Source organism: Aeromonas sp. TECH754, from assembly GCF_056279295.1.
On the sequence record NZ_JBWBRA010000001.1, the window covers coordinates 222,210 to 243,851 of the forward strand.

Annotated in this window: 20 protein-coding genes, 1 tRNA gene and 3 pseudogenes; 14 read left to right on the top strand and 10 right to left on the bottom strand. The window is 56.5% G+C overall.

All coding sequences use genetic code 11. The features are described 5' to 3' along the window. Positions 1-39 precede the first annotated feature (39 nt). The 10 genes from ACZ9IL_RS00975 (at position 40) to galE (ending at position 9,765) form a co-directional block, all read left to right on the top strand. Positions 40-669, top strand: a complete 630-nt coding sequence (locus ACZ9IL_RS00975) for an outer membrane beta-barrel protein (RefSeq protein WP_476001812.1) — start codon at positions 40-42, stop codon at positions 667-669. 147 nt (positions 670-816) lie between these two features. Beyond that, positions 817-1,776, top strand: coding sequence for a YbgA family protein (locus ACZ9IL_RS00980; RefSeq protein ID WP_476001813.1), 960 nt, complete (start codon positions 817-819; stop codon positions 1,774-1,776). 84 nt (positions 1,777-1,860) lie between these two features. Beyond that, entirely contained in the window at positions 1,861-2,730 is an 870-nt protein-coding gene (locus ACZ9IL_RS00985) for a MerR family transcriptional regulator (RefSeq protein WP_476001814.1), read from the top strand. Next, positions 2,727-4,163, top strand: a complete 1,437-nt coding sequence (gene phrB / locus ACZ9IL_RS00990; protein WP_476001815.1) for a deoxyribodipyrimidine photo-lyase — start codon at positions 2,727-2,729, stop codon at positions 4,161-4,163. Before ACZ9IL_RS00985 ends, phrB begins: the two co-directional genes overlap by 4 nt. A gap of 1 nt (position 4,164) precedes the next feature. Beyond that, the gene (locus ACZ9IL_RS00995) at positions 4,165-4,590 is read left to right on the top strand and encodes a nuclear transport factor 2 family protein (protein WP_476001816.1); all 426 of its coding nucleotides are present in this window, start codon (positions 4,165-4,167) and stop codon (positions 4,588-4,590) included. 123 nt (positions 4,591-4,713) lie between these two features. Continuing rightward, positions 4,714-4,932, top strand: coding sequence for a TIGR02450 family Trp-rich protein (locus ACZ9IL_RS01000; RefSeq protein WP_476001817.1), 219 nt, complete (start codon positions 4,714-4,716; stop codon positions 4,930-4,932). 231 nt (positions 4,933-5,163) lie between these two features. Then, positions 5,164-5,631: a Dps family protein gene (locus ACZ9IL_RS01005; RefSeq protein ID WP_021140949.1), complete on the top strand. Its 468-nt coding sequence runs from the start codon at positions 5,164-5,166 to the stop codon at positions 5,629-5,631. Positions 5,632-5,876: 245 nt separating this feature from the next. Continuing rightward, a complete protein-coding gene (gene hcp, locus ACZ9IL_RS01010; RefSeq protein ID WP_476005285.1) occupies positions 5,877-7,526 on the top strand; it encodes a hydroxylamine reductase in 1,650 nt (549 codons plus the stop codon). Between the two features lie 134 nt (positions 7,527-7,660). Beyond that, the gene (locus tag ACZ9IL_RS01015; protein WP_476001818.1) at positions 7,661-8,656 is read left to right on the top strand and encodes an FAD-binding oxidoreductase; all 996 of its coding nucleotides are present in this window, start codon (positions 7,661-7,663) and stop codon (positions 8,654-8,656) included. Between the two features lie 83 nt (positions 8,657-8,739). After that, positions 8,740-9,765: a UDP-glucose 4-epimerase GalE gene (gene galE, locus ACZ9IL_RS01020; RefSeq protein ID WP_476001819.1), complete on the top strand. Its 1,026-nt coding sequence runs from the start codon at positions 8,740-8,742 to the stop codon at positions 9,763-9,765. A 172-nt stretch (positions 9,766-9,937) separates the two neighbouring features. On the opposite strand, the gene ACZ9IL_RS01025 is transcribed toward galE, so the two are convergent. Then, a complete protein-coding gene (locus ACZ9IL_RS01025) occupies positions 9,938-10,687 on the bottom strand; it encodes a DsbA family protein (protein WP_476001820.1) in 750 nt (249 codons plus the stop codon). 198 nt (positions 10,688-10,885) lie between these two features. Between ACZ9IL_RS01025 and ACZ9IL_RS01030 the strand changes: the two genes are divergently transcribed. The 3 genes from ACZ9IL_RS01030 to ACZ9IL_RS01040 all read left to right on the top strand — a co-directional run bounded on the left by ACZ9IL_RS01030 (position 10,886) and on the right by ACZ9IL_RS01040 (position 12,405). After that, a tRNA-Ser gene (locus tag ACZ9IL_RS01030) sits at positions 10,886-10,973 on the top strand. 771 nt (positions 10,974-11,744) lie between these two features. Next, positions 11,745-12,011 carry a hypothetical protein gene (locus ACZ9IL_RS01035; RefSeq protein WP_476005286.1) on the top strand — a complete coding sequence of 89 codons (267 nt, stop codon included), beginning with the start codon at positions 11,745-11,747 and terminating at the stop codon, positions 12,009-12,011. After that, entirely contained in the window at positions 11,917-12,405 is a 489-nt protein-coding gene (locus ACZ9IL_RS01040; protein ID WP_476001821.1) for an IS5 family transposase, read from the top strand. Before ACZ9IL_RS01035 ends, ACZ9IL_RS01040 begins: the two co-directional genes overlap by 95 nt. Positions 12,406-12,448: 43 nt before the next feature. Here ACZ9IL_RS01040 and ACZ9IL_RS01045 read toward each other — a convergent pair. The 5 genes and pseudogenes from ACZ9IL_RS01045 to ACZ9IL_RS01065 form a co-directional block, all read right to left on the bottom strand. Continuing rightward, positions 12,449-13,050, bottom strand: a pseudogene (locus tag ACZ9IL_RS01045) (IS5 family transposase); the annotation flags it as partial. Positions 13,051-13,336: 286 nt separating this feature from the next. Next, positions 13,337-14,527: an MFS transporter gene (locus ACZ9IL_RS01050; protein ID WP_476001822.1), complete on the bottom strand. Its 1,191-nt coding sequence runs from the start codon at positions 14,525-14,527 to the stop codon at positions 13,337-13,339. Positions 14,528-14,715: 188 nt separating this feature from the next. After that, a complete protein-coding gene (locus tag ACZ9IL_RS01055; RefSeq protein WP_476001823.1) occupies positions 14,716-15,657 on the bottom strand; it encodes a sugar phosphate isomerase/epimerase family protein in 942 nt (313 codons plus the stop codon). A 14-nt stretch (positions 15,658-15,671) separates the two neighbouring features. Next, entirely contained in the window at positions 15,672-16,367 is a 696-nt protein-coding gene (locus ACZ9IL_RS01060) for a GntR family transcriptional regulator (protein WP_476001824.1), read from the bottom strand. A gap of 220 nt (positions 16,368-16,587) precedes the next feature. Beyond that, a pseudogene (locus ACZ9IL_RS01065) lies at positions 16,588-17,487 on the bottom strand (IS3-like element ISAeca4 family transposase); the annotation flags it as partial. 64 nt (positions 17,488-17,551) lie between these two features. On the opposite strand from ACZ9IL_RS01065, the gene ACZ9IL_RS01070 reads away from it, so the two are divergent. Beyond that, positions 17,552-18,703, top strand: coding sequence for an IS30 family transposase (locus ACZ9IL_RS01070; RefSeq protein ID WP_476001825.1), 1,152 nt, complete (start codon positions 17,552-17,554; stop codon positions 18,701-18,703). Between the two features lie 23 nt (positions 18,704-18,726). On the opposite strand, the gene ACZ9IL_RS01075 is transcribed toward ACZ9IL_RS01070, so the two are convergent. The 4 genes and pseudogenes from ACZ9IL_RS01075 to ACZ9IL_RS01090 form a co-directional block, all read right to left on the bottom strand. Further along, positions 18,727-19,692: an IS1595 family transposase gene (locus ACZ9IL_RS01075; RefSeq protein WP_476001826.1), complete on the bottom strand. Its 966-nt coding sequence runs from the start codon at positions 19,690-19,692 to the stop codon at positions 18,727-18,729. Positions 19,693-19,761: 69 nt separating this feature from the next. Next, positions 19,762-20,007 (bottom strand): annotated as a pseudogene (locus ACZ9IL_RS01080) (transposase); the annotation flags it as partial. Positions 20,008-20,074: 67 nt separating this feature from the next. Then, positions 20,075-20,635, bottom strand: a complete 561-nt coding sequence (locus tag ACZ9IL_RS01085; RefSeq protein WP_476001827.1) for a DJ-1 family glyoxalase III — start codon at positions 20,633-20,635, stop codon at positions 20,075-20,077. A 35-nt stretch (positions 20,636-20,670) separates the two neighbouring features. Then, positions 20,671-21,618: a ketopantoate reductase family protein gene (locus tag ACZ9IL_RS01090; RefSeq protein WP_476001828.1), complete on the bottom strand. Its 948-nt coding sequence runs from the start codon at positions 21,616-21,618 to the stop codon at positions 20,671-20,673. Between the last annotated feature and the right edge of the window lie 24 nt (positions 21,619-21,642).

Sequence of the window (21,642 nt, forward strand, 5' to 3'; positions counted from 1 at the left end):
AGTTAGCGCCCCGCTAGCTCAACCAATGGAGTCAACCAAATGCAAAAAGTCGCACTGTCTGTTCTGGTTCTGGCCGGTCTCTCTTCTACCTCCGTCATGGCGCAGGACGCCTTCAGCTACGCCAAGGGCGCCGCTACCTGGGCGCACACCAATTCCGACTTCGTCGGTGGCAAAGACAGCAACAACCGTGACTTCGGTGGTCTGAGCCTGGACTTGTCCAAGAGCTTCGGTTCCAATTACTACGGTCGCCTCGGCTCCGAATACACCTCCCGCAACAGCGGCAACGACAGCATGGCCATCTCCAACCTGGGGATGGGGGTGTTCACTCCCCTCAGCACCGGCCTGAATCTGTATGGTGAAGCCGGCCTGATGGGCTACAGCATGGAGCGTGAACTGGCCAACAACGTGAACGACTCCGGCTGGGACAACATCACCCGCAAGCAGAGCGGCAGCCTGTACGGTGAGGTGGGTCTGCGCTACGACCTGGGCGTGATGGAACTCTCCACCGGCTATCGCTACGCCAACATGACTGACGACATGCACGATTTCAAGGTGGGTGCCGCCTACAAGGTCAGCCAGAACCTGGCCCTGACCGCCGACTACACCTACCGCAAGTGGGACCTGCAACAGGGTTCCATCTCCAGCCTGGGTGTGAAGTACAGCTTCTAATCTCTCCTTCCTGTCGTCGTCTCTTTGCCCATGGTCTCGACCATGGGTTTTTTCGTGTTGGCCTGATCCGTCGCTAAATCTTGTACACCTTTACTAATCTTGTACAACTGCTATAACTGAATCAATAGTTATACATGGGGTGTAATCATGTACAAGATAAGGGTAGGGATCAGCGCCTGTCTGCTCGGTCAGAAGGTGCGCTTCGACGGAGGCCACAAGCGCTCCAGTTTCTGCGAACGGGATCTTGGCGCTCACTTTGACTACCACCCCGTCTGTCCCGAGATGGCCATCGGTCTGGGATCTCCGCGTGCCGCCATTCGTCTGGTCAGGCGCGAGGGGGAGATCCGCGCCGAGGCCAGCAACGGCAGCTTCGACGTGACGGAAAAGCTGATCGCCTTCAGCGAGCAGCAGGCCAGCCGCCTCGACTTTCTCTCCGGTTACATCCTCTGCGCCAAGTCTCCCAGCTGTGGCATGGAGCGGGTGCGGGTCTATTCTGCCGGTAGCAAGGAGGCGGGCGGTGAGGGCGGTGCCAAGGAGGGGGTAGGGCTGTTTGCCAGGGCGCTGATGGCGGCCAACCCCTTGTTGCCGGTGGAGGAGGATGGCCGCCTGTGCGATCCCGTGCTGCGGGAGAACTTCGTGCTGCGGGTGTTCGCCTATCACGACTGGCAGCAACTGCTCGCCCGGGGGCTCAGCGCCGCCGGGCTGATCGCATTTCACTCCCGCTACAAGTATCTGGTGCTTTCTCACGCCACCGGTCACTACCGGGCGCTCGGCAGCTTGCTCGGCAATCTGGGCAAGGCCAGGCTGCAAGAGGTGGCCGATCGCTACATCCAGGGCCTGATGGCGGCGTTGGCCTTGCGTGCCAATCGGCGCAGCCACACCAATGTGCTGATGCACCTGCAGGGTTACTTCAAACGGGTGCTGACCCCGTCCCAGAAGCAGGAACTGACCGAAGCCATCGACAAGTACCGCACCGGCATCTTTCCGCTGCTGGTCCCCCTGACCCTGCTGCGCCACCATTTGCGCGAGCATCCCAATGCCTATCTGGCCGAGCAGGTCTATCTCAATCCCCACCCCGAAACGCTCAGACTCAGGTATGGACTGTGAGCAAGGGCGACTCTTTCCATGACCGTGCGATCGGCGCCAGGAAGGCGAACGTGACGGCACTCTCTCTGATCAGATGGATTCTCCATGCAACAAAAAGTTAGTCATTCCGGGGTCTACCCCATCCGCGAAGTGTCACGCCTGACCGGCGTCAATGCCGTTACCCTGCGCGCCTGGCAGCGACGCCATGGCCTGGTGCAACCGGCCCGTACCGAGAAGGGGCACAGGCTCTACAGCGAGCAGGATATTCGGCAGATCGGCGAGATCCTGAGCTGGCTTGAGCGAGGGGTGAGCATCGGTCAGGTCAAGGGGCTGCTGAGCGAGCCAGACAGCCCCCTTGCCAGCGATCATTGGCAACAGAGCCTGGCGCAGTGTGGCGAGGCCATGCTGGCCTTCAATCAGCGCAAGGCCGAGGCCCTGCTACAGGATCTGCTCACCAGCTATCCGTTCGAGCTGGTTCGTCGCCGCGTATTGCAACCCTTGCAGGATCAGCTGCTCGGCCTGTGGCGCGAACGGCCCGATGGAGAGCTGCTGCAACGCTTCTGGCTGAGCTGGCTGCAGGTCCATTTCGGCCGCCACCTCATCGGGCAGGAGAAGGGGATCCCCCTCTGCCTCGCGAGCTGGGGTCAGGTCGGCCCGCTGGACCTGCTCTGGTGCGCCTATGAGCTCGTCAACCAGGGCTACGAGGTACATCTGGTCGGCCCTTGCGAGCCAAAGGGCGCCGCACTGCTAGGGGGACGGGTGCCGGCTGATTGGTTGGTATTGCTGGGAGCGGGACTTTGCAAGGGGGAACTGGCGGAGCGCTGGCTCGCCTCGGTCCGGCTGTTCGGCCCGCTGGGTAGTCTCTATGAGCCGGCCTGGCTGGTGGAACACGCCTGGTCACCGACCCTGGCGGCCGCGCTGGCCGGTCAACCGTGGCTTGAGGGCACGCCTGCACCGGAGGGCGAGGAAGCATGAAACTCGTCTGGTTTCGAAGCGATCTGCGCCTCGCCGACAATCCGGCCCTGCGCCATGCTTGCGCCGATGTAGAGGGTGAGAGAGGCGAGGTCGCGGCCCTGTTCGTCATCTCCCCCGCCCAGTGGCGGTTGCACAAGATGGCGCCCATCAGGCAGCGCTTCCTGCTGGCCCAGGTCGATGAGCTGGGTAAAGCGCTGGCGGCGCTCGGCATTCGCCTGCACCTGCTGCGGGTGGAGCGCTTTGCCGAGGTGCCTGATGCGATCCAGACCCTGGCGATCCGGCTCGGGGTGCGCCAGCTCTACGCCAATCAGGCCATCGAGCTGGACGAGCAGCGGCGGGATGGGGCGGTGAGCGAGCGCCTGCGCGAGTTGGATATCTCCTGCCACTGGTTCAACGGCTGCTGCGTGCTGCCTCCAGGGCGGGTGCTGACCGGTGCCAGAGAGATGTTCAAGGTGTTCACCCCCTTCAGTCGGGCCTGGTTGAAGGCTCTGGAGGAGGATGGCTTCGTCATCCACCGTGCCCCTGCACCGAGAGGGGCGCCGCTGCCATGGCAACCGCTCTGCAAGACGGGCCTGGCCGAACCCGAACTTTGGGATGGAAGCCCGGATCCGCACTGGCCGGTGGGGGAGGCCGAGGCACAGCGGCGGCTGCACGGCTTTCTGGAGCAGGCTGTGCTGAACTATGGGGAGACCCGGGATTTTCCGGCGCAGGCCGGCACCTCGACCCTCTCGCCTTACCTTGCTGCGGGGCTCATCAGCCCGCGTCAGTGCGTGGCAGCCTTGCAACAGCGGCTCGGTTACCGACCCCAGTCGAAGGCTCAGCCCGGGTTTGTCTGGCTCAACGAACTCATTTGGCGTGAGTTTTACCGTCACCTGCTGATGCTGGTGCCGACCCTCTCCATGAACCTGCCGTTCAAGGCCGAGACCCGTGCCCTGCCCTGGAGCTGGGATCCGGTGGCTTTCGCGGCCTGGTGCGAGGGGCGCACCGGTTATCCCATCGTCGATGCGGCCATGCGCTGCCTCAATGCCACCGGCTGGATGCACAACCGATTGCGGATGATAGTGGCGAGCTTTTTGACCAAGGATCTGCATCTGCACTGGCGGTTGGGGGAGGATTACTTCATGAGCCAGCTGGTGGACGGCGATCTGGCGGCCAACAACGGTGGCTGGCAGTGGGCGGCGGGGACCGGGGCCGACGCCGCACCCTATTTTCGGGTGTTCAATCCCACCACCCAGGGCCAGCGTTTCGATCCGGATGGGGACTTCATCCGTATCTGGGTGACCGAGCTGCGGGAGGTGCCTGCCGCCCGGCTGCATCAGCCTCACGAGTGGCTGTCTCAGCAGGGACTAGGGGATTATCCCGCACCCATGGTGGATCATGCCAAGGCACGGCTGAGGGCCATCGAGATGTTCCAGGAATTGGAGAGAAAATAGGATGGACGAGCCCCTTGCCCGCTTCATGGTCCTCTATCTGCAGTTGGACAGACAACAGTTGCACCGGTTACCGGAGATCTACGCCGAGCAGGTGATCTTCACGGATCCGGTGTGCCGGGTCGAAGGGCTGGCCGCGCTCCATCAGCATCTCGCCTCCCTGTATCGGCGGCTGGAGTACCGCCGCTTCGAACTGGTGAGCCAGCAGCAGCAAGGCAATGAGGCCTGGCTCGGCTGGATCATGATCTGCGCCCATCCCTGGCTCGCCAGACCGGTGCGGATCGAGGGTGCCACTCGCTTGCAGTTCAACTCCTGGGGCAAGGTGAGCCTGCAGCGCGACTACTTCGATCTCGGCAGCCTGCTCTATGAACCCTTGCCGCTGCTCGGGCGCCTCATGCGCAGCCTTCGTGGCAGGCTGGGGGCTGAGTGAGGGGGAAGATGGCCATGGAAGCAGTACACTTGTATGGGGCATTGGGTTCGGCGCCGCGGCTGAACCGGATGTGGTGTTACCCCTGTGCCTGTGGGTAATGGTCAAGCTGGAGGGTGAGCCAAGATGAGCACCTTGTCGACCGATACGCTGCTGTTTTCCAAGTGGACCAGAGAGGGTCAGCACGCGCCGAGTGAGCACTTCTATCTGGTGGTTGCCTGCCAGCGAGATGCCCGAGGGCAGCTGACCGGAGTGGTGATGCAGGAGATCAATACCCTGCAGGAGCAGGAGCTGAATTGGCATGAGCTGGAGGATCCCGCTCGCTGGCACAGGGGCTGGAGCTAGCACGCCGCCCTGGTATGCATGTTGCCGATTGCCGCCTCGCACCACCCGTCAGTGGTGGATCGCATGCTGTCAGGCATCTGCAGTCAGCCCTTTCCTATAGCCAGAAGTGGGAAAGGAGACAGTTTGATAGTCATTCACTATCGATGGGTAAGGCACAAACAATTGTCCTTTGAGTCTGTGTGGGGGTATTCTTGCCCCATACCCGTTTTGTTTCCCACCTGGAGGTGAATGATGAAGAGCCCCATCGGTCTTGATACCGTTCAATCACAAGCCCTGGCCGCCGAGCTGAACAAGTTGCTGGCCAGCTACCAGATCCTCTACATGAACGTGCGCGGCTTCCACTGGAACATCCGCGGCAACCAGTTCTTCGAGCTGCACCTGAAGTTCGAGGAGATCTACAACGATCTGCTGCTCAAGGTCGATGCGCTGGCCGAGCGCATCCTCACCCTGGACGGGGTGCCCATGCACAGCTTCAGCGACTACCTGAAAGTCTCTGCCATCCCCGAGCAGAAGGGGCTGCATGACGGCCGCGCCTGTGTCGAGTCACTGCTGGAGAGCTTCCGCGAGCTGCTGGTGGCCCAGCGCCGCATCCTGGGGCAGGCCGCCGAGGCCGGTGATGAAGGCACGGCCTCCATCCTCTCCGACTACGTGCAGCAGCAGGAGAAACTGGTCTGGATGCTGCGGGCCTACCTGGCCTGATAGAAAAGGTCGGGGCTGTGTCCTCAAGCCTCGATCCGACCCCTTGGGTTATCGAATATTGTTGCAGGCCCGAGTCGTCTTTCCCCTATATCTACCCCTTTGCCGCCCTGTTTGGGCGGCTTTTTTGTTTTTGATCTGCATCAATGAATACTTAATTGGTAAATTGAATACCTATTAAGTTCCCAACGGGGGGAATAGAATCGCCACAAAACAAGTAACTGAAATGTCCAATTAGGAGAGGCATGATGTTTTGTGTGCAATGTGAACAGACAATTCGTACCCCGGCAGGCAATGGCTGTGCTTATGCACAAGGCATGTGCGGCAAGACGGCTGAAACCTCGGATCTGCAGGATGTGCTGATTTATACGCTGCAAGGCCTCAGCGCCTGGGCGTTGGCCGCCCGCGAGCACGGTATCGTCGATGACGAGATCGATGCCTTCGTCCCCAAGGCGTTCTTCGCCACCCTCACCAACGTCAACTTCGACTCCGATCGCATCGTCGCCTACGTCAATCAGGCGCTGGCTCATCGTCGCCACCTCGCCGCTCGTCTGGCCGAGCTGGCGGTACAGATCAACGGTTTGCCCGCCGCCGCCGGTTTCGAACCCGGTGACGAGCTGCTGGCCCAGCTGGCCAATGCGCCGCAAACCGCGGTCAACCGCGGCAAGCATGAGGTCAACGAAGACATCATGGGGCTGCGTCTGCTCTGCCTCTACGGTCTCAAGGGTGCCGCCGCCTACATGGAACACGCCCGGGTGCTGGATCAGCAAGACCGCGAGGTGGCTGCCGAATTCCACCGCATCATGAGCTGGCTGGGCACGGATCCGAGCGATCTGGATCCGCTGTTCAAGTGCGCCATGGACATCGGCCTGCTGAACTTCAAGATCATGGAGATGCTGGACCTCGGTGAAACCACCGCCTTCGGCCATCCGGAGCCGACCCAGGCGCGCGTCACCCCGATACCGGGCAAGTGCATCCTGGTCTCCGGCCACGACATGGTGGATCTCAAGCTCATCCTGGAGCAGACCGCAGACACCGGCATCAACGTTTACACCCACGGCGAGATGCTGCCCGCCCTGGCCTACCCCTTCTTCAAGCAGTATCCGCACCTGGTGGGCAACTACGGCTCCGCCTGGCAGAACCAGCAGAAGGAATTCGCGAACTTCCCCGGCGCCGTGGTGATGACCTCCAACTGCATCATCGACCCGAACGTGGGCGACTACAGCGATCGCATCTTCACCCGCTCCATCGTCGGCTGGCCGGGAGTCACCCACCTGGAAGGGGAAGATTTCTCTGCCGTGGTGGCCAAGGCGCAGGCGCTGGAGGGGTTCCAACATGAGGAGTTGGAGCACTTTATCACCATCGGCTTTGCCCGCAACGCCCTGATGCAGGCCGCTCCTGCCGTGATCGACAAGGTCAAGGCCGGCGAGATCAGCCACTTCTTCCTGGTGGGGGGCTGTGACGGCGACCGCGCCGAGCGCGCCTACTACACCGAATTCGCCAAGGCGATCCCGCAGGACAGCCTGCTGCTGACCCTGGGCTGCGGCAAGTACAAGTTCAACAAGCTCGACTTCGGCGACATCGGCGGCATTCCCCGCCTGCTGGACGTGGGGCAGTGCAACGATGCCTATTCCGCCATCCAGCTCGCGCTGGCGCTGTCCGAGGCGTTCGAGTGCGGCGTCAACGATCTGCCGCTGACCCTGGTGCTCTCCTGGTTCGAGCAAAAAGCCATCGTCATCCTGCTCACCCTGCTGGCGCTGGGCGTGAAGGACATCCGTACCGGCCCGACCGCACCGGCTTTCCTGACCCCGGCCCTGCTCAAGGTGCTGGAGGAGCAGTTCGGCCTCAAGGGCACCACCAGTGCCGAAGCGGATCTGGCCGAGATCCTGGCGGCCTGATCGACGCAAGGGGTCGGCTTGCCCGGCCCTGTGAATTCAGAATGTTGTAAGCCTTTGGCGAGCCGATTGGCTCGCCTTTTTTTCGAACAAGGCTGTTCATCAAACCTTTTACTTTCAGATAGAGGAGCCTAGTGATGAGCTCAACCTCTCTTACTCTCAGATGCGTCGCGCGCCGGGCGGATACCCACGATGTGGTGAGCTGGCAGTTTGTCGCCTCGACGGGCAGCCTGCCTCCCGTGCTGGCGGGCCAGTGCGTGACCCTGCACACCCACATCGACGGTCAGCCCCAGTGCCGTGCCTATACCCTCTCCTCCAGCCCGCAGGATGCCTGCTGGCAGGTCACCATCAAGGATGTGGGATTGGTTTCCCATCACCTGCACCAGAGCCTGCAGGTAGGGGACGAGATCCGGGCCGACGGTCCCTTCGGCGACTTCAATCTGACGGCGATCCCCTGCGAGTTGCCATTGCTACTGAGCGCGGGTTCCGGCATCACCCCCATGTGGGCCATGCTGCGGGATGAGCTCGCCAAGCGACCCGATGCGGATATTCGCTTCATTCACAGCGCCCGCTCCCCCGAGGATGTGATCTTCGCAGGGGAGCTGGCTGCCCTGGCCGAGGCCCACCCCGGCGTGCGCCATGCGTTGGTGCTGGAACAGGCGCCGGCCGCTCACCCCTGGCTGGGTCGACTCAGCCCGGACATGCTCAAGGAGCTGGCGCCGGACTTAGCTAGCCGCCATGTCTACCTGTGCGGGCCGGCACCTTATATGACCGCCGTCTGCGCCATGCTGGCGGAGCTGGGGCTGCCGCCTGCGCAACTGCATCAGGAGTCGTTCGGTCTGCCTCCTGCGGCACCGGTTGCCGCAGGAGGTGACCATTTCTGGCTGACCCTCAAGAAGAGCGGCAAGAAGGTGAAGATACTGCCGGGGCAGACCCTGCTGGCCGCGCTGGAAGGGGCGGGGGAGACCGTGATGGCCGCCTGCCGCGCCGGGGTGTGCGGCTCCTGTCGTTGCACGACTAGCGGCGAGATTGAGCGCCAGAGCGTGATGACGCTGAGCGCGCAGGATCTCGAGAGCGGGGTGGCGCTGGCCTGCTCCTGCACCGCCAAGGGGGACCTCAGCCTCGACTATTGATGGCGCCATGAGGAGCTCAGTCTTCTCCCGCTGCAACCGGGCGGGTACACTTGGCCCAGTTTCAATAGAAGACGGGATAAAAAATGACAATACTGGTCACGGGCGGCGCCGGTTATATCGGCTCCCACACCCTGGTCGAGCTGCTCCACGAGGGGCAGCAGGTGGTGGTGCTGGACAACCTTTCCAACTCATCCCCCGAGTCCCTCAAGCGGGTCGAGCGGATCACCGGTAAGGCCGTCACCTTCGTCGAGGGCGACATCCTCGACCGTGGTTGCTTGCAGGCGCTGTTCGCCGAGCACCGGATCGCGTCAGTCATTCACTTCGCCGGGTTGAAAGCGGTGGGAGAGTCTGGTCAGATCCCACTCACCTACTACCAGAACAACGTGACCGGCACCCTGGTGCTGTGTGAGGAGATGGCCAAAGCCGGGGTGTTCCGGCTGGTGTTCAGCTCCTCCGCCACCGTCTACGGGGATCCGGCCTCGGTGCCGCTGCGGGAAGATTTCCCCACCGGCGCCACCAATCCTTACGGTCGCTCCAAGCTGATGGTCGAAGAGATCCTGCGGGATCTGTCCACATCCGATCCGCGCTGGGCCATCGTGCTGCTGCGCTACTTCAACCCGGTCGGCGCCCACGAGAGCGGCCTCATTGGCGAAGATCCCAACGGCATTCCCAACAACCTGCTGCCGTATATCAGCCAGGTCGGGGTGGGCAAGCTCAAGGAGCTGGGGGTGTTTGGCGACGACTACCCGACGTCGGATGGCACCGGGGTGCGCGACTACATCCACGTGGTGGATCTTGCCATCGGTCACCTGAAGGCGCTGGCCCGCATCAAGAACGACACCGGGGTGTTCACCTACAACCTGGGCACCGGTCAGGGTTACTCAGTGCTGGAGATGATCCGTGCGTTCGAGGCGGCCAGCGGTCGCCCCATCCCTTATCAGATCAAGCCCCGCCGCCCCGGCGACATCGCCGAATGCTGGGCCGAACCCACTCTGGCGCGTGACGAGCTGGGCTGGCAGGCGGTGCGCGGGCTGGAGCAGATGATGGTGGACACCTGGCGCTGGCAAAGCCAGAACCCGAGCGGTTATGGTCCTGCTGCGAAGCCGTGATCAAGGGTCATGCGCTGCTCGGGAACCTCATTTATTCATATAAACTCCGGTCCCTGCGCTGCTCTTCGCCTTGCTGACCGCTTCTCGCGACGGTCCATCAGGCTTGGTGGTTTGCAGCATGAATAAAAACGCCCCGATAAATCGGGGCGTTTTTTATGGGGGCGGGGCAGAATTACTGAATGCTCTTGCCCGCGCGCACGTCCTTGACGATGGCCTGCAGGCTCGCCAGATCGCGGGGGGCACCGCGCAGGATCTGGTCGCCGATGATGAAGGCCGGGGTGCCCGAGATGCTCATGGCTTCGGCCAGGGCGCGGTTGGTACCCAGGTTCTGATCGATGCTGCCATCCTTGATCTTCGCCTCGACCTTGCTCCAGTCTACCCCGGCGGCCTTGGCGACGGCTTTCACCTGAGCTTCGTCGGACAGCGGGCCCTGATGGGCGTAAAGCTTGTCGTGGAAGGCCTGATACTTGTCGGGCTGGCCGAGCTGCACCGCCAGCGCCGCGCGGGCGGCGTAGTAGGAGGTCTCACTCAGGATGGGGAACTGCTTGTAGATGTAGCGGATCTCCTTGTCTTCGCCGAGCAGTTGCTGGATGAGCGGGTGGGCGCGCTTGCAGTAGCCGCAGTTGTAGTCGAAGAACTCGACCACGGTCAGGGTGCCCTTGGGATTGCCGCTCTCGGGATCCTTGTTGGAATAGAGCTGCTTGGCATGAGCCTCGATCAGCGACTTGTCGTTGGCGGACTGCTGACTCTCCTGCTTGGCGCGCAGGGCGTTGGACATCTCGACCAGTATTTCCGGGTTCTTGACCAGATAGTCGCGCACAATCTGCTCGACATCCGTCTTGGTCAGCTCACTCGCCTGCAGCGGCGCCGCAAGCAGGGTCGCGCCAGTCAAGGCAGCGATCAGGGCATGTTTGATTCTCATAGGTCCAACTTGCTGGGAATATCGTGGAGGCCACTATAGTGGGTGAGTCTGTTTTCAAGTCAAGTTATCCGGCCGAAAAAGCACGACCTGTGCCCACTTTACGGGTTTTATGCGCCATTTAGCCGAATAAATCGGCAAACAGACGAGGCGGGGATTTACAAGCAGGATCGCGATGGGTAATATTCGGCGCACTGCTGCGGAGGGGTGGCAGAGCGGCTGAATGCACCGGTCTTGAAAACCGGCGATGGGCGACCATCCGTGGGTTCAAATCCCACCTCCTCCGCCATTTATATAGCCCAATCGATTGAATCGGTTGGGCTTTTTTGTATCTACATTTTTTAGTATGCCATTCAGTGTTGGCTGTCCTACCCCTTGATAGCACTCCTTTGGACAGGTCATTGCCACGACTTCCTTCAAGTTACCCAAAACAAGAGAGGGCGATTGGCCCTCTCTTGCTATCTATTTTGTTGGTCAGTGTAAACAGCACTGCTTGTACTTCTTACTGTTGCTACAGGGGCACGGCTCGTTGCGGCCAATCTCGATGGGCGCTACCACGGGTTGAGAGCGTGTCGGACGCTCGCTACGTTGCGACAGAAAGTGGGCGTGCAGGAGTCGAGCGGCAAAGTGAGCTGCTGGCTGGATCTTGTAGATGTTTTATTGCTGAGCGCTTCCAGCGATGTAGGCATTTTCTCCAGTGGCTCACTGATCATAGCCAGTCCGGCAGCTTCAGGAGCGGGTAGCATGGACGGCCACCTCAAGGGGTCCTTAAAATCATTTTAAAACATATAGTTAAGTTATTTTTGGCTAGGCGAACCAAGATTGTCCATAAGATAATCCACTAGGCTGTGTTCTTAAAGTGATGAAGATATAATCTCACATTTTCTCAACAGCTTATGACCTATGCAGTGTCCTGTCGCTATCAGTTAACCGATGCATAATGGGGATTTATCGAGCCCCTGTTTCCACATCACCGCATCAGCGGATGCCCTACTCGTGACCACGCTAGGTACTCGACGGTATTCTCTGGATACTCCACAGCGGTGCACCTTGGCGAGATCTGCCAGAACGTTTCGGCCCATGGAGTTCGGTCTACACCACCTTTCTACGTTGGCAGAGTACAGGCCGCATCGATGCCATCCTTGAAGCGCTGCAATTGCATCTCAATGAAGAAGGGCTTATCGACGTTGACCTGTGGTGTCTTGATGGCTCCAATGTCAGGGCATCCAAAGATGCAGCCGGAGCGCGTAAAAAACACTCCGGTGAATCAAGCTCTTGGCCGCTCACGTGGCGGTTTTGGCAGCAAAATCCACTTGGTCACCGATAGCCATGGTTTGCCGCTGGGGCTCTGCCTTTCGCCGGGGCAATCAGCGGAAATCAGATATGCGACAAGTGCGTTGGTCATGGCAAGGATACCGACGTCATCAGGCCGATATCGCACCTGTCCAGCACATCTTGCCGCAGATAAGGCCTATGGCAGCAGAGCTTTTCGAGCCGAGCTCCGGCGCAGAAGGATAAAAGCGGTCATCCCGCAGCTCCGCGACCAGCAGCGGCACCATGAGGGCCGACCACTGGTATTAGGCAAAGCACGTTATCGCAGGCGAAATATGGTAGAGAGGAGCTTCGGATGGCTGAAGAAGTTTTTCCGATCCTCAACGAGATATGAAAAGCTGGCGGGAAGTTTTGCAGCCTTCATCAAGCTGGCTTTCTGCCTTCGTTAATTACGGGAACTATTGGTGGGCAGAAACCAGCATTTTAAGAACACAGCCTAGGCGCAACTTCCCCATCCCCATCCCCATCCCCATACACCGTACCAAGACCGCGGCGCTGCGGCTTGAGCAAAGTCGTCAATACCTTGGCATCATGGACATTGGCCAGTGAAACTTCGGCTGCCACGATGTGATGGGTCACGGGATCCAGCACCAGATGCAACTTGCGCCACACTTGTCGCTTCTTTTTACCATGCTTGCGAATTTTCCATTCGCCCTCACCAAACACCTTCAGACCGGTCGAGTCGATAACCAGATCGGTGACCTTCCCTTTCGGTGGCTGACGATAGGTCACCTTCACCGAGCAGGCCTGCTTGCTGACACAGCTGTAGTCAGAGGCGCAGAGCGGCACTACCATCAACTCGAACAGGGAGTCGAGCAACCCTTGGGTAGCCCGCAGCGAAAGGCTGAAAATCCCCTTGAGCATCAGGAAGGTGCAGATGGACTGGTCGGTGTAGAGCTGATGAGTCCCCGCCGTCCATGGTGGAACCAGTTATCCATGGCGTCTGCGTCGACCCAGAAAGCGAGAGAACTACGGTCAATCAGAGACTTGTTATATTTAGACCAGTTGGTGACGGGGTGAAGCGATTTGCCCATGATGCTGACGTGAAGGGGATTTGGGGGATCAGAGCCTCTGTTACGTGAAAAGTTCCGTCTGGACCAGACAGGTTTGGGCAACAACGCCGAGTCGAGACCAAGGTGGCGATCTAAGGATATATCAAAATATTATATAATCGTCAGCATCGGCACTTACGATATTGGCAATGTCAGTTCGGTAAAGTTTACCAAGCGATAGTGGCAAAAAGCTCAGGCTGCTTGAGGTGGGACTATCCGATCTAAGCTGGTGTCCACCGAGTGTTGGTGGACACCTTTGATCACGGCTTTAACTTATTTCTGGTGCTAACTCAGACACTGTGTTCTTTTTAAGCCTCCGTACAAGTATTGTAGAGCAACCAAATCCCAACAAGCTGAAGGTAATCATCATACTGAAGATGTAATTATACCCACTAATTCCTGGATGATTATCCAACATCCAGCCATATAGGGTGTAAGCGAACATAGCAGGCATGTAGCCAATGATACAGCCAAATGCCATTGCGGAGCCTGCATATTGACGCGAAATACCAATCTCATCCATCGGTGCAAAGAAAATAGCACGCTGTGAGAATATGATTGCTCCAAATCCAAGAGTCGCTGCCATGCCGACATAGACATTCATGGAGTTGTGTGGGAGCTGAATAAATACAAGCATCGCGATAGCTGAAATCAGAAATGACCACTTCAGATAAACCGTTGGTGATTTGGCTACCTTATCGGCAAGGAATCCCCCAATTGGCCCTCCTACCATTTTAAGTGCATATTGATTAATAATGCCGTAGGCTCCCACCAATGCCACTGGCAACATATAAATATCTTTCAGAAATGGAATGAAATAGGTTAATCCACAATAGGCGGCATAAACGAAAAAAATACCGAATGCCGCCAACCATACGTTCACACTGGACAGTACATGCTTCACACCCTTAAGCACTTCCATGTTTGCACTACTGTCTTTGTTACCTGCAACTTTTTTATCATCATCAACAATAAAGTAAGTGATAATCCCTACCGTCATAGTAACAAAGGTGTAGAACAGCAATCCTGCCTGCATGCCGGCTTTTCCTTCGCCAAATGAGACAAAAACAAATAGGGCACCTGATGCGATAATAACATCTACCACGCCACGACCGGCTTCGAGAAAGCCAAACATGCGACCCTGTTCTTCTTTTGTCCCCAAAAGTCTGACGGCCTTAAGCAACACTGGCCAAAATAATACTTCACCAAATAAGGCCATGGCGGCAAAGCAGATGAGATAACCAGCAAACGGTGGCAGGGTTGATAAATAAAGCCCACACAGACCAACACCAAGTAACCCAACAGGTAATAATATTTTTTTAGAATAACGGTCTGAGATGTATAAAGATAGAAAGAGACCTGCTGTTTGAACTACTGCATAAATAGTGAAGCCAAGTCCAATCTGGGTGTTGGTTAACCCCCAATCATTTTGCATAGGCACATAAAACACGTCCTTCATACTCGACAGCTTAAAGATTGTGCCACCGCCGAGCACTAGAAAACAAAGTCTAGCCCATTTATTGAAAAGCATTGTCAACACCCCATTGTCAATGATGAAATATGGTTTTCCATCCAAAGAAAGCTTTGGACTATACGAATAGTCAGAAAAAAACACAGCGAAAGAAAAATATAAAGCATTAGGTTAATTTAAGGAATTGCATTGCACATTTCTTTTATATATTTAATTTGTGCCAGTGCGTATTCTTTTTCTAGCATCAATCGTTCATCTATTTGGTGTTCATTGGGTAGTGGTGAATAACTCGCCGTACGCCAAGGGATCCATGGGTTATGTCCCTCATTATCAAAGCGGAAGGCCGGTGCGTAGTAATCAACTTCCTCTTCTAAACCAAAAGACGTTACCTGAGGTTTGTCCTCACCCAATGCCAACAGTCTATATAGCATCTCTCTTATTGGAAGGTCCCCTTTCCCTGTACAACAGGCTTCGTGCGCCCAACCATCTCCTTCTTTAATCCTTATGGCATCTTTTATATGAACCTGGGTGATATAAGGCGCCATGATCTCCAAGGCGGTAAGCGGTTCCTCATTAGCATTAATCATATTAGCAAAATCAAATAAAATAGAGAGGTTCTTCATACCACTGTTCTGAACCAGAGCGACAATTTCATGAGACTTAAGATCCTCATGCTGTTCTATGGTAAATGTCAGACCACAATCATCGAATTGAGATAAATAACTAATATCTTTGGTGATTTTTTCAAGAACATCATCCAAAAAACCTTCATATCGAGGATAAAACCTTACGGAGGTGGCACCGGTCGCCCAAGCGATCCGGATGGCATCATCTAGAGTTTCTTTATCTGATGCACTGGTTTCAATATGAATCTCTAAGCAATATCGTGCTGCAAGTTCTTTAAATTTTGCTAACTCGCCATCACCGACTGCCTGTAATGCCTGCGACTCCCCATCCTCTACATGTATTTTTACACCATGTAATTTTTGTTGCTGAGCTATTTCTAGTAAATCGCATGGAAGAATTCGCTCATATCTCATGTTCAAGTGAAATGCATATGCGTGTAAATATAATGGTATGCATTTCGCTCTTTCTGAAAGGACTGTATTATCTGTCATTTTAATTTTTCCCTCTATGACTCGTCAATGACCAATTCCACGGAATCAAGCCGCCAGTATTCGAAGTCAATCTGGACGACAGTGTTGTTACGTGTTGCGCGGTGCTTTTCGACTAATATACCAAAAGAGCTCTGTGCAACCCCTAATGCCTTACATGCCATTTCTGGCATTTTTACCGGCTTGAATATTAATTTCTTTATTGTTAGATGGTGTCCAAAACTATCTCTCCATACACTGGCAAATGATTGGTTATTCAGCTTACGAGTAAACTCAGGTGCAACATCTGCGTCAATAAACGACTCATGATAAAAAACCTTGTGCTGGTCAAGACCACACCAACCGGTCACTCGATAAATGTTCTTATCCTGAAGACACTCAACATTCATTTCTGTAGGGGCCTCTGCAATTTCAAGATATCCCCAAAATGGACTCCGTCCCTGACTTCTCGCTTCAGCATCAAAACTGGAGAAGGATTTTGGGTTGTACCTGAACCTAGCCGGAGAAATAAACCACCCACTGCGATTTTTTCTAAAAATCACTGATTCAACTTCCAGTTCTTTGAGTACTTGACGCAAGGTCATTCGCTTGGCATCCAGTAACTCGCAGAGTTCCCGTTCAGATGGTAACCGGGAGCCTGGTACGAAACTCTCCTTTTGAAGCCATTCCTTAAATCGATCTCTGGTAGTATCCACAAAATTTTTATCTTTCATCTTAGCCTTTTTGGGTTAAACCAATTTCATATAAAGATTGCGTAAGCTAGCGATGTTTACAAGGTTTTTTAATGTTTAGTATTAAATTTGTGCTGTATGTCGCAGGAATGCTGAGGGGGATAGGTCGAAAAGGCATGACTGGATGTTGTTCCCATTACATATTTAATTTCCAATTGAGAACCTAATGGTGTCAGCTTCCTAATGAATCACCCTGGCTTCTCTAGACACTTTTGAGCCGTTCGAAATATTGCTTCTCACACTCTACTGGCGATAGCCCATTGTTGAAACTGTGCCGACGCTTGGGGTTGTAAAACATCTCAATGTAATCAAACACATCCTGCCGGGCCTCCTCGCGATCCGCATAGGTTTTACGTCGGATCCGCTCGCGTTTGAGGAGCTGGAAAAAACTCTCCGCCACCGCGTTATCATGACAATTACCACGTCTGCTCATGCTGGCCTTGAGCCGGTGATCCCGCAAAAAATCCTGCCAGTCATAGCTGCTAAACTGGCTCCCTTGGTCAGAATGAACCAGCACTTCCTGTTCGGGTTGCCGTCGCCACACCGCCATCAGTAACGCGCTGATGGCCAACTCTCGGTCGATCCGTGGTCCCATTGACCAACCAATGACTTGTCGTGAAAACAAATCCAATACCGCGGCCAGATAGAGCCAGCCTTCATGGGTTCGAATATAAGTGATGTCCGTTACCCAGACCTTATTTGGCTCAGTTACATCGAACTGGCGTTCAAGATGATTCGGTGCAACCACCGTTGGCCGGCCACCATAATGACCGGGACGGCGACGATAACCGGTTTGTGAACGTAAACCTTCATGACGCATTAATCGCGCCACCCGGTGTTTCCCACAGGTCTCGCCCATCTCTCGCAGGTCATCCCGGATCTTGCGATAACCATAGACGCCGCCGCTTTCTAGCCAACATTGCTTGATCTGGCCCAGAAGGCGTTGGTCTTCAAGTGCTCGGGCAGATAAAGGCTGGTGCTGCCAAGCGTAATAACCGCTCGGGTGGACATTCATCATCCGACACAGTCGGCGGATGGGATGTGTGGACGCGTGCTCCCGGATGAAGGCGTACCTTACCCTGACAGCTTGGCAAAGTACGCGGCTGTAGATTCAATTGATCAACGCAACAACCATGTGAAAGCATGCCGTTGCGGAGGATTGTTGAATGAAGCGAACATTTACAGCAAAGGAAAAAGCGTTTGTTTTTGATCTGTGGAAGCGGGGAACAGGCTTCAGCGAGATAGCGAGAATCTTGGATTCAAAGCCCGGCACCATTTTCACCATGTTGAGGGACACGGGAGGCATCAAACCGAGCGAGCGCCGTCGAGCAGTAGCTCACCTGACGTTATCTGAGCGTGAGGAGATTCGAGCCGGTCTATCGGCACGAATGAGTATTCGTGCCATAGCACGCTCCCTTAACCGCTCTCCTTCAACAATATCTCGGGAAGTTCAACGTAATCGTGGTAGACGCGGCTACAAAGCTGTTGATGCCAATAATCGCGCTAATCGAATGGCCAAAAGACCCAAGGTATGCCTTCTGGAGCGGAATCCGCAACTGCGAAATCTGGTGCTGGAAAAACTCGAGTTAAAATGGTCTCCGGAGCAGATCTCTGGGTGGCTCAGAAGAACGTTCCCCCGCCAGAACATGATGCAGATATCCGCCGAGACGATTTATAAAACGCTGTATTTTCGCAATCGGAGTGCGCTGCACCACCTGCTTGTCAAACATCTGCGCCGTTCTCATAGCCTGCGCCATGGAAAACGCCATATACGCAAGGGAGAAAGAGGCACCATCAATATCGTGAATGGCATATCAATCCACGAGCGCTCCAAGCACATCGATAACCGACGATCATTCGGTCACTGGGAGGGGGATTTGGTGTCCGGCACTAATAACTCTCACATAGCCACACTTGTAGATAGGAAATCGCGCTATACCGTTATTCTCAAGCTAAATGGAAAGGATGCAGGGTCTGTAAATCAAGCGCTTATAGATAAATTCCAGGCACTGCCACCCACGCTCAGGCTGTCCCTGACGTGGGATCGCGGCATGGAACTGGCCAAGCATCTGGAGCTTACTGCCAGTACAGGAGTAAAAGTTTACTTCTGTGATCCTCAAAGTCCCTGGCAACGGGGCACGAACGAGAACACCAATGGTCTGATACGACAGTTTTTCCCCAAAAAGACATGCCTTGCCCAATATTCCCAGCAGGAGCTGGATAAGGTTGCAGCCCAACTAAACAGCAGACCGAGGAAGACCCTGAAATTTAAAACACCAAAAGAAGTTATTGAAAAGGGTGTTGCGTTGACAAGTTGAATCTACAGCGGCCTTTTTTAAGGCTATCTCCCAATTACGTGTTGCATGGGGCGCCCTAGCGCCTCATGCAAGCAACATCTGACGCCTATCCCTCGTTGATAACGCTCCAGCATCCGCCGCCAACCCAGATAATTCCTCAAGTAAGACGTCGCGACACCGTGAAATCGCTCCATCCATTCCTTTAGCCTGCGGTGATACCCGTTCACATGTTGGATATGGTAAGCACCGCCTATCACCCGCTGTCCCGCCCGGTTATGCAGCACCTGATGACTCAATCCCTGGCTACGGGCAAAGCTCGCATACACTCCCGCCCCATCACTGCACAGCACCGCATCCTTGTCGACTAGCGGCGCCAGGACCGCCTTCACATGCCTGGCATCCAGTTGCTCCAGTTGGAAATCAGCCAGATGGCCTTCCCTGTCTTGCACCACGACCACCGGGATGTAATCCGGTCCCGTTCCTCGGGTTCGCCCTTTCCCACCTCGCTGTCGGGCTGGTCGTGACCAGACATGCTGACCTTTGAAGGACTCGAGAAAGAAGGTCTCATCCACTTCCACAATCCCGCCTTCATGGTCGGCCTGATGCTCCGCCATGGCGCGCAAAAAGCGATGGCGCCACAGGAAAGCTGTGTTCTTGCTGACCCCACAGCGCCGGGCCGCGGCTCTGACGGTTAGACCGTCAATGAGCGCCTGGGCATAGGCTTGCCAGCATTGGGATTTTCTCAGGCGTGCCAATGGCGTCTTGGTCAAGGTAGAGCAGGTCCGCAAGCATTGTTTACAACGGTAACGCCGCAACCCCCGACTCCAACCCCAAGGCGCGAGCTGGTCTGGTTGTGCATGACAATGGGGACAAGCAGGGCAATCCGGTAGCAGGGCGTTAATGGGAGGAGGCAAACTGGGTTGCTGTAACTCACGTTGAGCGATATGTCGTTGTCGAACAGAGAGTTGCGGGAACAGGGTAAGGATATGTTGGAAGGCTTGGGTATCCATGATGGAGGCCCTCAGGGTGATGACCTACTCCAAGGTTAGTCTTCCAACATGTAATTGGGACAGCGCGTTTTTTAAGATATCTCGCTCATCGGTGACGCGGCGCAGTTCAGCCTTGAGGCGCCGAATTTCGGCTTGCTGGCTGGCGTCGTGCTGTTGCTGCACGTCGGGCTGGCTGTAGCGTTTGATCCAGACGTAGAGACTGTGGCTGGAAACACCAAGTCGCTCAGCGACCTCTGCCACTGGGTAATGGCGCTCAGTCACCTGCTTGACGGCGGCCAGTTTGAATTCTTCCGTGTAACGTTGCTGCTTGCTCATAACATCTCCTGAATGACCTCAGTTTGAGGCTCTTGAGGTGTCTAGGAAAGTAGGGGCGATTCAGAGGTTAGGGCATTACCATGGGGCCGGCTACTGCTCGGGCAGTCTCGTCATCACGCAGCACCCGTACTATCTCGAGGGCGAACTCGATGGCGCTGCCGGGACCCTGGCTGGTGATGAGTCGGTGGGTTTCATCCCTCACCACCCGTTCTGTGCTGAGCTGGGCGACGGGTAGCTGGGCCTGAAAGCCGGGATGACAGGTGACGCTGGCATCCCCCAGCAGATCGTGGTGTTGCAGCACCACGGCGGGGGCGGCGCAAATGGCCGCCCGCCAGCGGCCGAGCGCGGCTTGCTCTTTGAGCAGGTCGATGGCAAGCGGTGTATCGCGGATCATCTCGCTGCCGGGCAGGCCACCCGGCACCACGATGGCCTCGAAATCACGACTGGTCAGTTCATCGATATGGCAATCCGCCACCATCTGCACCCCGCGGGAGGCGCGGATCTGGCGCTGACCGGCCGGACAACAGGAGGCGAGCACCACCTCGATGGAGGCCCTCACCAGGGTGTCGACGATGGCGACGGTCTCGATCTCTTCCGAGCCTGGGGCTACCAATACCAATACGGTCATACTGGACTCCTTAGTTGCCCGCGATCTTGCCGGGTCTATTGCTTCTCTTTGATGGCCTGATAGAGGCCCTGATTGACCGGCACCGCGATACCATGTTTGGCGGCACGTGCCAGCAGGTAGCCGGTGATGGCCTCAATCTCGGTCTCTCGTCCCAGATCCATGTCCTGATACATGGAAGAGTAATTGTCGGCGGTGAGCTCCACTACCATCATCACCCGGCGTAGCAGCTCGTCGCTGCTGGTTGGCTGGCCTTCAGCCAGCATCACATCCGCCACTTCCACGCAGACTTGTTGCAGGACATCGACGAAACGTGGGCCGGCCAGCTCGCCATTCTTGAGTTTATAGAGTGCTGTGAGTGGATTGATGGCGCAGTTGATGGCGAGTTTTTGCCATTGGCGGGTCAGGATCTGCTCATCCCAGCCGGCCTGGCCGAGGGCGCATGCGAGCTCTTCCGCCAGACAAGAGTGGGACTTGGCCGCCTCATTGACCGGGCCGAGCCAGGTTTCGCCCTTGCCGGTGTGACGGAACACGAAGTGGCCGCCCTGCATGGCGCCGTGGCTGGTGACGCCGGCGATCACCGGGTTATGGGGGAACAGCTGCACCACCTGCTCGGCGATGCCCATGCCGTTGTGCAGCAGTACTATGGGAGTCTCCGCTGCCAGTTTGCCTACCAGCGGCGTCAGCGCGGGCACGACCTGATTGGCCTTGGTCATCACCAGCAGTCGCGTGATCTTGCCGGGCTGACTGATGAAGCTCCGTTCGATAGCGAGCAGCTGGGTATGGCCTTCGAGGGAAGTGAAGTCGATACCGGGATGCAGGGTGGCACGATGCCGGTCGCGCAGCAGGACGCGGGTCGATTGACCGCTCAGGGTCAGCAGGGAGGCGAACACGCCACCCAGGGCACCGCAGCCCAGTAATGTCCACTGAGGAGAAGTGAGTTGTCGACTGGTTTTCAGGTTGTTATCGCGTAATCCGCTTGGCATGGAGAGGCTCGATCAGGGTAGTGG